The sequence below is a fragment of the Alteromonas sp. G5_S2_22_S1 genome (assembly GCF_054968525.1).
Map to the genome: position 1 here is coordinate 54,051 of NZ_JBQKUJ010000017.1, position 13,695 is coordinate 67,745.

Genomic DNA, 13,695 nt, shown 5'->3' on the forward strand with positions numbered 1-13,695 from the left:
AACGCGTGAACGGCACGTAGTAAATTGATTTTAAAGGTAAAGCGACGCTAATGAGTTGGATCTTATTTACATTGGGCGCGGTAATCATGCAAACCGTGCGTAATGCGCTGCAAAGCAAACTAAGTGGTTCAGTTAGTACCTCTGGTGTTACGCTATCTCGCTTTATCTTGGCTCCGCCCATAGCCCTTGTTTATTTGCTTATGCTCTATAGCAGTAGTGCCAGCCAGCTACCGCAATTTACGGGCCCATTTATCACAGTGATCTTGTGTGCTTCACTGCTTCAAATAGCGGCCACTTCTTTAATGGTGATTTTGTTTAAGCAAAAGAACTTCGCTACTGGAGCAGGCTTGGCAAAAAGTGAAGCCTTAGTGGCGGGGGTGGTAGGCATGCTCTTTTTTGGCAGTTACTTAACGCCGCTTGGTTGGGTAGGCATAGTAATAGGCGGAATAGCAGTGTTTGTGTTAAGCAGTGGTAACCGAATTCATGGTATTAGCGCGAAAACCATGGTGCTTGGCCTTGCCTGTGGTACTTGCTTTGCTCTAACCTCATTGCTAGTGCGCGAAGCTAGCCACATGCTTGATATACAATACACCCTTGCAGCAGCTTGGGTTCTATTATGGGTGTTATGCGTTCAGGCGATAGCTTTAAGTGGATATATTTTATTAACCAAACCCTTCGTGTTTAAGCAACTAGTGAACGCTAAAAAGCAGGTGCTAGCGATAAGTACAGTAAGCTGTTTAGGCTCAATCTGCTGGTTTACTGCTATGGCACTGCAGCATGTAGCCCTTGTTAAAACGCTTGGTCAGTTAGAGGTTTTGTTAACCCTTTTGCTTTCGCATTACTGGCTAAAGAATGCAGTAACAAAGCGGGAAATAGTTGGCTTGCTTCTCATTGGTCTAGCCGCCGTTTTCGTTATGTGGGCGTAAAGTAAAGGCAAGCTTTACTGGCTAAACTATAAGCAATTCAATGTTATTCGCATAAAACAAAGGGGTTAGACAACCTCAATTAAAACGACAGGAAGGGACATGAATAAGCGAAATTTCTTGAAATTAGCTGGGGCTAGCATTGCGCTTGCACCTATGGCGTCGATGGCTGCATTAGATAAAACCAACACAGCGGGCCTAAACGATATCAATGTATTAACGGATATCACCGCAAGCGCAAAGCCGATTACCGTGGAAGAGCGTAGAGCGCGTATTGAAAAAGCGCAGTCGCTAATGAAAGCCCAGGATATCGCAGCAATATTAATAGAGCCGGGTGCAGCAATGGAATATTTTTCTGGGATTAAATGGTGGCGCAGCGAGCGTCTAACCGCGTTAATTATCCCTCAAAAAGGCGACGTGGCAGTGATTACGCCGTTTTTCGAAAAGCCAAGCGTGCTCGAGTCGTTGGCTATAGGCGATGATGTAAGAGTGTGGCAGGAGCACGAAAGCCCGTTTGATGCTGCAGCCAGTATTTTAAAATCGCGCGGTATCACAAGCGGTAATATCGGTTTTGAGAACAGCGTGCGTTACTTTGTGGTAACAGGAGTTAGCCGTGCGCTGCCAAATATGAAGATCGTTCCTGCCGAGCCCGTTACGCTTGGTTGTCGTATGTACAAAACTGCTAGCGAATTGGCACTTATGCATAAGGCCAATGAGGTTACTTTGCGGGCCTACGAGTTTGTTTTTAATAACTTAAAGCTTGGCATGGCACAGCAGGACGTCAAAAGTTTGATGAACACCGCGCAGCAGCGCTTAGGCGGAAGCGGCGCTTGGTGTTTGGCGCTCTTTAACGATGCAAGTGCTTACCCTCATGGCACGAGTGCAGCGCAAACTATCAAAGAAGGTTCTGTAATTTTGCTAGATAGCGGTTGCAGTGTGCACGGGTACCAAAGCGACATAAGCCGTACTTTGGTATTTGGCAAAGCGTCTCAGAAAGTTCAGGATGTATGGCACACAGTAAGAGAAGGTCAGAACGTGGCATTCGCCGCAGCTAAAATTGGTGAGCCCGCGGGCAAAGTGGATGATGCAGTGCGCCAATACTATGCCAGCAAAGGGTACAGTAAGGACTATGAATTGCCCGGGTTAAGCCACAGAACGGGTCATGGGATCGGTATGGAAGGGCATGAAAGCGTTAACTTTGTACGCGGTGAAAATACGCCACTTAAAAAAGGTATGTGCTTCTCTAACGAGCCAGGTATCTATATTCCCGGTGAATTTGGTGTGCGCTTGGAAGACTGTTTGTACATGACAGAAACGGGCCCTGCTTACTTCACTGAGCCACCAGAGAGTTTGGCGAAACCGCTGGGTAGGCTAAAATCTCTACCTGTTCAGGTAAGTGTTTTGCCCTAAAAATACACAAAACTAAAAATAAGTTTTATGATTAAAATGTCCGTACTCTTTGTTGTGCCACCTTGATGTAGAACCACTATACCTACGGTAACACGCCGCGATTACGAATATTTTAACTCTCGCTGAGTGGGTAATTAACTATGCGGACTGGTATTAATAAACCTGTCTCTCAAAATTTCTATTAGCTGTTACACTTAACATTATTACCTAAGTGAATGATGGATAAACCATGCCTGAAAGAAAATTTAGATTAGTAACCCGAAGTGATTTTGACGGATTAGTATGTGCGGTCTTACTAAAAGACTTAGACATGATAGATGATATTTTGTTTGTACACCCTAAAGACATGCAGGACGGCAAAATAGATATCACCGAGAATGACATTACAACCAACCTGCCTTATGTGGCTGGCTGTCATTTAGCTTTTGATCATCACCTTAGCGAAACGGTAAGAAACGCGAGCGGTATCGAGAATCATATTATCGACCCAGAAGCACCGTCGGCGGCGCGAGTGGTTTATGACTATTATGGTGGGGCCGAGAAATTTCCCAATATCTCAGTAGATATGATGGACGCGGTAGATAAAGGCGACTCTGCGCAGTTTAGCGAAGAAGAGATCCTAGAGCCTACCGACTGGGTGCTTATGAACTTCATCATGGATGCCCGCACGGGTCTTGGCCGTTTCAGAGATTTCAAAATCTCTAACTATCAGCTAATGATGAAGCTTATTGATGCCTGTAAAGACCACAGTATTGAAGAAATACTGCAAATGGAAGATGTGGCTGAGCGCGTGAGCCTATATCACGAGCATAACGAATTGGCGAAGGCGCAAATAGCAAAATGCGCAACCGTACATGGTAACCTTGTGGTGTTAGATTTAACCGAAGAAGAGACCATTTACGCCACGAACCGTTTTGTTATTTATGCCATGTACCCAGACTGCAATATCTCTATTCACAAAATGTGGGGCCTTAAAAAGCAAAACGTGGTATTTGCTATTGGTAAATCCATTACTAACCGTAGCTCTAAAACCAATGTAGGTGAGTTGTGCTTGAAGTATGGCGGTGGCGGTCACATGAACGCCGGCACGTGCCAGGTTGAAACCAGTAAAGCGGAAGCTGTGCTTAGCGAGCTTATCGACACTATTACCAACGATGGGTAATGAATAATTATTTAGTAAAGGGCAAGGCAGTACCCTTGTCTTGCCCCTTTTGTAACACTCGTGCTTTATTATCGCCGTTAGCGGTAAATACTTATCAAACTAGCCCCTAAACTGCCTACTAAAATGGCGTATATCGCCAGAACCCCCGCCGCTTTCTTTAATATAACGCCATCTTGACCTTTAAGCCCTAAAATTGCGGTTACCGCCACAATGTTGTTGATACATACCATATTTCCCATTGCAGCCCCTACACTTTGAAGGGCGAGCACGACCTGTAAAGGTAAAGACAGTTGTTCAGCGATAGCGTGCTGAATTCCTGCAAAGGTAAGGTTCGAAATCGTAGCCGAACCGGAAAAGAAGCTACCAAGCGCACCAAGTAGCGGTGCGAAAAGGGGCCAATTATTACCCGCTAGGAATGCCATGTGTTTGCCAATCACTGACACGGCCGACTGTTCGCCGCCCAGCATCATTAAATTTACAAATACAAGCGCGCCCAATAGCGCAAATAGTGGTTTTGTCATACGCACTGCGGTTTGGGACGACACAGATGTTATTCTGGACACCCATGCCCGAGAGCCAAAACTATAAACACTGGCAAACGCCACGACAATAAAAGGTATTAACGAGGGAACGTAAAGCACGCTATGTTTCCATTGAATACTGGTGCCTAAAATACCTGTTATCGATATAACTAAGCTAGCGCTTACCGATAAATTGCCTAATATTCCCAGTGATGCCGTTATATTAGGGTCGCCATCTTGTAACAAGCTTCTAAGTCCAAGTTCTGGAAGACGAGTAAGTAAAAGCATTATTACAGTGCCCCACAAGGGAAAAGATGCCTTGGCAAGTTCTCTGCCACTGGGTGAGGCAGTCTTTTTTAGTGTATCAACCTTTGTTTCAAACTCATTAGCTGCCGAGGAAAGCCCAAACCCTGATTTAGCCATCAAAACAGTAATGATAAGGCCAATGCCGCCGCCTAGCAGCGAGGGGAATTCAACACTGTAAAAACTTAATGCGAAGAAAGGCAGGGTGCATGCGCATGTCGAAGAAACGATAAAAAGCGAATGCCTGAATATGATTTTCCAAGATGGTATGACTAATCGCAATGCCATAAACACAATCGCTGGTGCAACAAGTGTGCTGATTAATGCGGCAAGGGTAGCGATATCAATAATAGTGTCTTCTTGCAGTGATAACAGCGACATACCAAACCACACCGGCGTACCCATGGCACCGAAAATGACCGGAATGGTATTGGTCACTAAGCAGAATAGGGCAACGTTTACAGGCGCAAAACCTAAACTAAAAAGTATGGGCGCCGCTATCGCAGCAGGCGTGCCGAAACCACTGGCACCTTCAATAAGAAATGCGAACGCCCAGCCTACAATCATCAACTGAGCAACCTTGTTCGAACTGATTGTATTTAAACCATTTTTCAAGGTGGCCAGTGCGCCCGTTTTTTCCATGCACAGAAACAAAAATATGGCGCCGGCTATAATTGATAACGGCGTTAACGCCAGTAAAACGCCTTGTACAACGCTAGCATGTATAAGCGTTAAAGGTGAGTGACCGTTAAAAATCACAATTAAATAAGCAGCTAAGGCGCTTAAGGGCAAGGCTTTACTTGACGTCATACCGTTTGGCTTCACCATCAGGTAAATGAGCAAAAATAAGGGCGCATAAGCTGCGATAAGCAAGTTTGTGGCAATCATTTATTGTCTGGATTTTACTATTCTAAACGGGCGCGAGAACTCGAACTTAAGCCCAAAATGCGTGGTGCTTCAACTGAAGCTTACCAAAGCTCCAGAGCGTTTGTGAAAAAGCGTGACTGAGCGAAGCGCGCATGCATTTCAATGAACACGATAGGCTATTTGCTCATAGTTATAGCACTAATTTTTGGTCTTAGAATAAAGGTTTTGCAGGAAATAAGTGCGTGTTTGACCAAGAACAATATAAATACAGATTATTGTTTGATTGCAACTTGAGTGCTTGAATTTTGTTGGATACAAAAAGCCAAAAAAAAAGGGAAATCTGGCGTTAAACAAATTACCCTCTCAACCGCACCTTAAAGAATTCCGCCAACGTCTTACTGATAACCGGATGCTGTGTATCTTGATTGAACAGGCAAATGTTCACCTTTCCTAATTTAGGTAAATGCGGGTGGTTTAATACCGCTAAGTTGGCAGGTAAGCTTGATTTCGCCAGCGCGGTGACGCCGAGGCCTTGTTGAATAGCCGCAACAAGCCCCCCTAAATCAGCGTTGGTATAGCTAATCTTCCATGCAAAGGTTTGCTGCTTTAACTGCTCAATTACGCGGCTTCGATACATACAGCCATCTGGCGCTAACACTAACGGAATGTTATGTCCTACCAACGGATGAGCGTTGTCGCCAACCCATACAACGTCGTCTTCAAGCACGACTTCACCTTCGGTTTGCTCGTTGGGGTTTACCAGCGCCAGAATTAGGTCAAAGTGATCGCGCTGACTCGGGTGCAGGAGGTCGCGGCTTAATGCCGACGTGACTTCTAAAGACACATCAGGGTAGCGTTTTGAAAACTCACCAATTAAGCCCGGCAATAGGGTAGACGCAAATTCATTGGGAATGCCCAAACGCAATCGCCCGCTTAATGGAGCAGGGGTTAAGCTTCGAAAAATATTGTCGTTTAATTCTAATAGTTCTTTGGCTTTCGGATATAGCCAATTACCGTCGGCGCTTGGTACGTGGCGCTGACCGACTTTGGTGAATAACTTTCTGTCTAACTGCGACTCTAGCTTTTTAATTTGCAAGCTAATGGCAGGTTGAGAGCGACCCAAAAAGTCGCCCGCTTTTGCGTAGCCACCCAGTTCGATAACGCTTACGAAGGTACGTAATGTGTCTAAAGAAAGCTGTTTCATATTTATTAGCTTTATTAATGCATGTGCTTGTAGTGATTATATTTGCAAATGTATTGGAGTGAAAGCCCAGGTTCTTTACTCGATTCATTTTGAACCTGCTCGGCTTTGTACATTTTACGCTTCGGGTGCCAAGCGCTTTGCTGTAACATCGCGCACTCTACCCATTAAAACGACTTACTATAATTGCGAGAACGTGTCATGAACTCTGAATTGTATTTTATCGGCATAGACGGCGGCGGCACCAATTGCAGAGTTACATTGCAAGATAAAAACGGGGCGCAGTTAGGAGAAGGCATTAGCGGCCCTGCCAATATCATGCGTGACGGAGAGCTTGCTAAAACATCCATAATGGATGGCGTAAACAAAGCTATTGCATCTGCCAATGCCTTTTTGGCTTCACAAAGCAGCGACGCCACAGTAAAACCCATCACAGCATCACAATGTATCGTTGGCGCCGGGCTTGCTGGCGCTAATATTACTTCTGCAAAAGCGCGTTTTGAAAGCTGGGATCATCCGTTTCATTCGCTTTTTGTGCTAAGTGATTTACACGCTGCCTGCGTAGGCGCGCACAACGGCAAGCCCGGTGCGGTAATTATTGTGGGTACGGGGTCGGCAGGAGCGGTATTTGCCGAGGGTAAATTCACCGATGTCGGGGGGCATGGCTTCCCTATAGGCGATGTTGCCAGTGGCGCTTGGCTGGGTTTAAAAGCCATTCAGCACACCTTATTATGTATAGATAATATTCGAAGCCCTGATGTTCTAGCAAAGCAGGTGTGTGAAGCGCTTGGTATAACAAACGCAGATGACATTGTGGCAAAGTGCGCAGGCTTTAGCACACACCATTACGCCAGTTTAGTACCCTGCATGCTGCCACTTTTACAAGAAGCAAATGACGGGGTGGTTCGTATCTTTAAAGAGGGCGCTGAATATTTAGAAGCAATGGCCCAGCAGCTTTTAGGGGAGAATACCTATAATCTTGCCCTAATCGGTGGGCTAAGCAAAGTGTATGTACCGTACTTATCTGAAAAAATTCGCGCTCGCGTGCAAGCGTGTGAATTATTTCCTCAGCAAGGTGCTATTAAGTATGCTAAAGCCGTTTATAACGAACGCTAGTCTTGAAATAAATTAAGCACAACGCATAAGAGTTACAGACAGAGAATGTACGCAAGCTAGCGTTAACCCGCGCGTTAAACATAATGCTACAACCGCACCCAATTAGGAAAGTGAAAGCGCAATGATGAAGACTATTTTGGCCGAAAATATTTTGATAAAAGGTACATGGGAAAAAGACCAGGTACTTACCATCGAAAATGGCGTAATCGCTAACATTGAAACGCTTTCAGGGTCACAAACGCACCGCGAAGCGTTTTCTACGCGAGTGCACAACAAAATTATACCCGGGTTTGTAGACACCCAGGTAAACGGTGGCGGTGGCGTAATGTTTAATCACGCGCCCACATATCAAAGCATAAAAACAATGGCCCAAGCGCATCGCAAGTTTGGCACCACAACGTTCTTCCCCACACTTATTACCGATGATATTACAACCATTGAAAGCGCGGCCTATGCGGTAAGTGAAGCAATAGAAAGCGGTCATCCTAGTGTTGAAGGTATTCACTTCGAAGGGCCGCACTTAAGCGTTGAGAAAAAAGGTGTACATCTTTCAAAATATATTCGCCCGCTTACCGACAAAGAGCTTGCCACTTATACCCGCAAAGACCTCGGCAAGGTAATGATTACCTTAGCGCCAGAGAATACCTCGTGTGATGTTATTCGCGACTTAGTAAACCAAGGCGTTATTGTAGCGCTAGGTCACTCTAATGCACCGTTTGAAGTGGTGGAAAGGGCGATTGAGGCAGGCGCGACTGGGTTTACTCATTTATACAACGCGATGTCGCCGTTCACCTCTCGCGAACCGGGGATGGTTGGCGCAGCGCTTCTAAGCAATAACACCTGCGGCATCATTGTCGATCATCAGCACTTACACCCTAAAGCGGTTGAGCTTGCCTTTAAAACCAAAGGGCCATCCCAATTAATGCTGGTTACCGATGCCATGGCCCATGTAGGGGCTGATAAAGACGTTATAGACTTTTTCGATACGCATATTACCCGTGTGGGTAACAAACTTACTACACCTGATGGCACGCTGGCAGGAAGCTGCTTAGACATGCACGGCGCGGTTATTAACTGTGTTAACGACATAGGGATTTCGCTAGAAGAAGCGAGCCTCATGGCAAGTGCAACGCCTTCTGCGTTTATGGACATTAACGAAAAGGTAGGCAGCATTGCTGTAGGCCAACGGGCAAACTTTGTAGAACTGAGCGAAAACAACGCGCTTGCGCACGTTTGGCAAAATGGCGAGGTGTGCGTTTAGCACACTTGCTGTCGAACAACTTACAACAGGCTACTAGTAAGTATTTAAACATTCCTTACAACGCCCTCAACAATTGCGCAGCAAGCATTCGGCAAGGTTTCAAAAAAGCTGGGTGTTAGATTGTAACTCCCTGTTCTAAACACCATCTGATATTAAGTTTTTTCAGGTTCGATAGTCGCGGCTGCGATCTTCGTTAAGCTATCTCAATGCGTGGTAATCGCTTACATATTTGCTTTCCTCATGTTTTCCCAAGAATACATTTACTTTTTAAATGTATTGATAAAAATTTCCAATTTGTTGCATAAACGTTAGCTCACTATACTCAATCTCGTTTTCTACCTTTCAAATTAAAAAGAGTAAGTGGAATGTCTAGTACCACCGCCCTACACACAAAGCACCTAGAAGCCGGTGCGAAAATGGTCGATTTCTTCGGCTGGGATATGCCAATTAACTATGGTTCACAAATTGAAGAACATCACGCTGTGCGTCAAGACGCCGGTATGTTTGATGTGTCTCATATGACCATTGTTGACGTAAAAGGCGCACAAGCGAAAGCGTATCTTCAGTACCTTTTAGCCAACGACGTGGCGAAATTAAAAGACAAAGGCAAAGCGCTATACAGCGGCATGCTTAACGAAGAAGGCGGTGTTGTAGACGACCTTATCGTTTATCACTTCGACGAAACTAACTATCGCCTAGTGGTTAACTCAGCGACACGCGAAAAAGACATGAACTGGTTGATGAGCAAAGCAGAAGGCTTTGACGTAACCATCACCGAGCGCCCTGAGTTTGCCATGATTGCCGTACAAGGCCCTAACGCAAAAGAAAAAGCAGCGACCTTGTTTAGCGCAGCGCAAAAAGAAGCGGTAGCGGGCATGAAGCCATTCTTTGGCGTACAAGCAGAAGACTTGTTCATCGCCACCACAGGTTACACCGGTGAAGCAGGCTACGAAATTATGGTGCCAGCTGAACAAGCGGAAAGCTTCTGGCAAGCACTACTAGACGCGGGCGTTAAGCCATGCGGCCTAGGAGCACGCGACACCCTTCGCCTAGAAGCAGGTATGAACCTGTACGGCCAAGATATGGATGAAACCGTATCGCCATTAGCCGCCAACATGGGCTGGACAATTACATGGGAACCGGCCGAACGTGACTTCGTAGGGCGTAAAGCACTAGAAGCGCAGCGCGAAGCAGGTACCGACAAGCTAGTAGGCTTGGTGATGACCGAAAAAGGCGTGCTGCGTCACGGTCTTAAAGTGAAAACAGAAAGCGGCGAAGGCGTTATCACTTCAGGTACGTTCTCTCCAACTTTAGGTCACTCAATTGCGATGGCACGAGTACCACGTGATGTTGGTGAAACAGTAGAAGTGGAAATGCGCAAAAAGTGGGTTACAGTAAAAGTGGTTAAGCCCTCCTTTGTTCGCAATGGAAAAAGTGTTTTATAAAATTACTTCTTAAGTTTACAAAGATTAACAGGAACGATTATGAGCAACATCCCAACTGATTTACGCTATGCCGCTACGCACGAATGGGTTCGCCCTGAAGGTGACGGTGTTTTCACTGTAGGTATTTCCGAGCACGCACAAGGCTTACTTGGCGACATGGTTTTCGTTGAATTGCCAGATGTTGGCGATGCGGTAAGCACTGGCGACGATATTTGTGTTGCTGAATCGGTAAAAGCGGCGTCTGACGTATACGCGCCAATTTCAGGTGAAGTGGTTGAAGTAAACGAAGACCTAGAAGATTCACCAGAACTAGTTAACTCAGACCCATACGGCGACGGTTGGCTATTCAAAATTAAAGCTGACGACGCGGCTGAAGTAGAAGGTCTACTAGACGCTGAAGGCTACGAAAACAGCATAGACGAAGAGTAATTCGTTACGCAGTTTTAAAAGAACCATATTTTAAAAAGGGGCATGAAGATAATTCAGCCCCTTTTTAACTTAAAGATTTAACGCGCCCTTGCGGCAACCATTACGAGTGCTTAACAACGTTATGTCGAATACTTCCCCTACATTGGCTCAACTAGAGCAAAAAGATACCTTTATCCGCCGTCACATTGGCCCGGGTAAAGGCGAAATTGAAGAAATGCTGTCTGCCATTGGTGCAAGCTCACTAGACGATTTAATTGAGCAAACTGTACCGGCAGGTATTGCGCTACCAGAGCCACTAAAATGTGGTGAAGGGGCGACAGAAGTTGAAGCATTAAGTGAACTTAAAGCCGTTGCACAAAAGAACAAAATTAACCGTTCTTTCATTGGTATGGGTTACTACGATACGCACGTACCCAACGTTATTCTTCGCAACGTGCTAGAAAATCCAGGTTGGTACACTGCGTACACGCCTTACCAGCCAGAAATTGCCCAAGGCCGTTTGGAAGCCATTCTTAACTTCCAGCAAGTAACCATTGACCTAACTGGCTTAGAGCTAGCATCGGCATCGTTGCTTGATGAAGGTACAGCGGCAGCAGAAGCCATGGGCCTTGCTAAGCGTGTGTCTAAGAACAAGAAAGCGAATGCGTTCTTTATTGCTAACGACGTTCACCCGCAAACGGTTGACGTGGTAGAAACTCGCGCTGAAATGTTTGGTTTTGAAATCATTAAAGGTGAAGCAGAAGAAGCTGCTGAGCACGATATTTTTGGTGCGCTACTTCAATACCCAACTTCTACAGGCGAAGTAAAGGACATCAGCGACATCATTGCTGCGGTACAAGCGAAAAAAGGGATTGTGGCAGTAGCCGCTGACCTTATGAGCTTGGTAATGCTTAAGTCGCCAGGCGAGCTAGGTGCAGACGTTGCACTTGGTAGTGCACAGCGCTTTGGTGTACCTATGGGCTACGGTGGCCCGCACGCGGCATTCTTTGCTACACGCGACAACTACAAGCGTTCACTACCTGGCCGTATTATTGGTGTAAGTAAAGACACCCGCGGACGCCCAGCACTTCGCATGGCGCTACAAACCCGTGAACAACACATTCGCCGCGAAAAAGCGAACTCGAACATTTGTACAGCGCAGGTGCTGCTAGCCAACATGGCAAGCTTCTACGCGGTGTACCACGGCCCACAAGGCCTTAAAACCATTGCTGAGCGCATTCACCGCTTCGCCGACATTCTTGCTACTGGTTTAAACCAGAAAGGTGCAGAAAAAGGTGTAGCTCTTAAACATAGCACGTACTTCGACACGCTAACCGTAATGGTAAGCAACAAAGAAGACGTACTAGCAAGCGCATACACAAAAGGCATGAACCTGCGTGCAGACCTTGACGGTGCGGTAGGTGTGTCGCTAGACGAAACTACCACACGTGAAGACATTGTTGCGCTATTCGATGTACTGCTTGGTGAAGAGCATGGCCTAACGGTAGAAGGTTTAGACGCAGAAGTAACCACGCAAGACGTAAAATCTATTCCTGAAGGTTTAGTACGTACAAGTGACTTCCTAACGCACGAAGTGTTTAATAAGTATCACTCTGAAACAGAGATGCTTCGTTACATCAAGAGCCTTGAAAACAAAGACTTGGCGCTTAACCACTCAATGATTTCATTGGGTTCGTGCACCATGAAGCTAAACGCAACGGCTGAAATGATCCCAGTAACATGGGCTGAATTCGGTCAGCTTCACCCGTTTGCTCCACTAGACCAAGCAGTAGGCTATCAAGAAATGATTGCCGAGCTAGCCGAGTGGCTCATTAACGTAACGGGCTACGACGCGCTTTCTATGCAGCCTAACTCAGGTGCACAAGGTGAATACGCTGGCCTATTGGCTATTCAGCGTTACCACGAAAGCCGTGGCGAAGGTCACAGAAACGTGTGCCTAATTCCAAGCTCGGCCCACGGTACTAACCCAGCGTCTGCGCAAATGGTTAGCCTTAAAGTGGTAGTAGTAGCTTGTGACGCTAACGGTAACGTAGACCTTGACGACCTTCGCAAAAAAGCAGAAGAAGTAGGTGAAAACCTATCGTGCGCCATGATCACGTACCCGTCTACCCACGGTGTATATGAAGAAACCGTACGCGAGATTTGTGACATCGTTCACGAGCACGGCGGTCAGGTTTACATGGACGGCGCGAACATGAACGCGCAGGTGGGCATTACGTCACCTGGCTTCATTGGTTCAGACGTGTCGCACCTTAACCTGCACAAAACCTTCTGTATTCCACACGGTGGCGGTGGCCCAGGTATGGGACCAATTGGTGTTAAATCGCACCTTGCTCCATTCCTACCAAACCACACGGTTGTTAACGTAGAAACGGCAGGTAAAGACTGTGGTGCGGTATCGGCAGCGCCATGGGGCAGTGCATCTATTCTGCCTATTAGCTACATGTACATCAAGATGATGGGCAGCGCTGGCCTTCGCCGTGCAACCGAAGTAGCTATTCTTAACGCTAACTATGTGGCGAAGAAGCTAGAAGGGCACTTCCCAGTGCTTTACAAAGGCAACAATGGCCGCGTAGCGCACGAATGTATTATTGACCTTCGCCCGCTTAAAGAAGCAAGCGGTGTAACCGAGCTAGACATTGCGAAGCGCTTAAACGACTACGGTTTCCACGCGCCAACCATGAGCTTCCCAGTAGCGGGTACGCTTATGATTGAGCCCACCGAGTCGGAAGCGAAGTATGAACTAGACCGTTTCATTGACGCGATGGTTAGCATTCGCCAAGAAATTGCGAAAGTAGAAAGCGGCGAGTGGGATGCGACTGATAACCCGCTACACAACGCACCACACACGCTAGCTGACATCTGTGACAGCGACTGGAACCGCAGCTACGATCGCATGCTAGCGGCGTACCCAGCCCCAGAAGTACACAGAAACAAATTCTGGCCAACGGTTAACCGTATTGATGACGTTTACGGCGACCGAAACCTGATTTGTTCTTGCCCTAGCATTGAGAGCTATGTTGAGGAGTAGGTTGGTTTGGCAGCGTTGCTGTTAGA

General features: G+C 46.5%; 10 protein-coding genes. 8 read left to right on the forward strand and 2 right to left on the reverse strand.

The features are described 5' to 3' along the window. Positions 1-50 precede the first annotated feature (50 nt). The 3 genes from ACTRWF_RS16075 to ACTRWF_RS16085 all read left to right on the forward strand — a co-directional run bounded on the left by ACTRWF_RS16075 (position 51) and on the right by ACTRWF_RS16085 (position 3,495). Positions 51-926: an EamA family transporter gene (locus tag ACTRWF_RS16075; protein ID WP_012519320.1), complete on the forward strand. Its 876-nt coding sequence runs from the start codon at positions 51-53 to the stop codon at positions 924-926. A gap of 99 nt (positions 927-1,025) precedes the next feature. Next, a complete protein-coding gene (locus ACTRWF_RS16080) occupies positions 1,026-2,333 on the forward strand; it encodes a M24 family metallopeptidase (RefSeq protein WP_462835863.1) in 1,308 nt (435 codons plus the stop codon). Positions 2,334-2,562: 229 nt separating this feature from the next. Beyond that, complete coding sequence (locus ACTRWF_RS16085; RefSeq protein ID WP_462835864.1) at positions 2,563-3,495, forward strand: DHH family phosphoesterase; 933 nt, start codon at positions 2,563-2,565, stop codon at positions 3,493-3,495. Between the two features lie 77 nt (positions 3,496-3,572). Here the strand turns inward: ACTRWF_RS16085 and ACTRWF_RS16090 are convergent, their stop codons facing one another. Together ACTRWF_RS16090 and ACTRWF_RS16095 are read right to left on the reverse strand one after the other, a co-directional pair. Further along, positions 3,573-5,207, reverse strand: coding sequence for an L-lactate permease (locus tag ACTRWF_RS16090; RefSeq protein ID WP_462835865.1), 1,635 nt, complete (start codon positions 5,205-5,207; stop codon positions 3,573-3,575). 334 nt (positions 5,208-5,541) lie between these two features. Continuing rightward, positions 5,542-6,390, reverse strand: a complete 849-nt coding sequence (locus ACTRWF_RS16095; RefSeq protein WP_015067784.1) for a LysR family transcriptional regulator — start codon at positions 6,388-6,390, stop codon at positions 5,542-5,544. A gap of 198 nt (positions 6,391-6,588) precedes the next feature. Between ACTRWF_RS16095 and ACTRWF_RS16100 the strand changes: the two genes are divergently transcribed. The 5 genes from ACTRWF_RS16100 (at position 6,589) to gcvP (ending at position 13,669) form a co-directional block, all read left to right on the forward strand. Further along, entirely contained in the window at positions 6,589-7,503 is a 915-nt protein-coding gene (locus ACTRWF_RS16100) for a BadF/BadG/BcrA/BcrD ATPase family protein (RefSeq protein ID WP_462835866.1), read from the forward strand. 121 nt (positions 7,504-7,624) lie between these two features. Further along, positions 7,625-8,764: an N-acetylglucosamine-6-phosphate deacetylase gene (nagA, locus tag ACTRWF_RS16105; RefSeq protein ID WP_462835867.1), complete on the forward strand. Its 1,140-nt coding sequence runs from the start codon at positions 7,625-7,627 to the stop codon at positions 8,762-8,764. A gap of 365 nt (positions 8,765-9,129) precedes the next feature. Next, the gene (gene gcvT / locus ACTRWF_RS16110) at positions 9,130-10,209 is read left to right on the forward strand and encodes a glycine cleavage system aminomethyltransferase GcvT (RefSeq protein ID WP_012519313.1); all 1,080 of its coding nucleotides are present in this window, start codon (positions 9,130-9,132) and stop codon (positions 10,207-10,209) included. 39 nt (positions 10,210-10,248) lie between these two features. Beyond that, on the forward strand, positions 10,249-10,638 hold the full coding sequence (gene gcvH / locus ACTRWF_RS16115) for a glycine cleavage system protein GcvH (protein ID WP_012519312.1): 390 nt from the start codon (positions 10,249-10,251) through the stop codon (positions 10,636-10,638). A 121-nt stretch (positions 10,639-10,759) separates the two neighbouring features. Beyond that, positions 10,760-13,669, forward strand: a complete 2,910-nt coding sequence (gene gcvP / locus ACTRWF_RS16120) for an aminomethyl-transferring glycine dehydrogenase (protein ID WP_462835868.1) — start codon at positions 10,760-10,762, stop codon at positions 13,667-13,669. The last annotated feature ends 26 nt before the right edge of the window (positions 13,670-13,695 follow it).